The sequence below is a fragment of the Liquorilactobacillus sicerae genome (assembly GCF_029916425.1).
Lineage (GTDB): Bacteria > Bacillota > Bacilli > Lactobacillales > Lactobacillaceae > Liquorilactobacillus > Liquorilactobacillus sicerae.
The window spans coordinates 1-484 of sequence record NZ_JAHAVQ010000166.1 but is presented as its reverse complement, the minus strand read 5'-3'; the positions used below and the strand labels follow the sequence as shown (position 1 = coordinate 484).

Sequence of the window (484 nt, the reverse complement as noted above, 5' to 3'; positions counted from 1 at the left end):
ATCTAAGGAAACATCGTTTGAATCAAAGAGAACAATCAATTTACTTAGTCTTTTCTCACCAGCAATTGCCATTGATTCTTGGCTAATGCCTTCCATTAAGTCGCCATCACCAACGATTACATAAGTTTCGTGGTCGAATATATTAAAGCCCGGACGATTATAGATTGCCGAAAGATGTTTTTCGGCCATTGCCATCCCGACTGCCATCGCTAATCCTTGGCCCAAAGGACCGGTTGTTGCATCGATTCCCGGAGTATGTTTCCATTCCGGGTGCCCCGGAGTCAGCGAATCCAATTGGCGAAACTGCTTGAGATCTTCTATCCCGACTTTAAATCCATTAAGATGAAGCAAACTGTAAAGCAAAGCCGAACCATGGCCGGCGCTCAAAACAAAACGATCCCGGTTAATCCAATATGGATCGTGATTATTAAAATTAAGAAACTTTTGCCAAAGCGTGTAAGCCATCGGCGCAGCGTCCAAAGGC

General features: G+C 44.4%; 1 pseudogene. It reads right to left on the bottom strand.

What is annotated here, in order from left to right:
- A pseudogene (locus KH893_RS11810) lies at positions 1-484 on the bottom strand (transketolase); the annotation flags it as partial.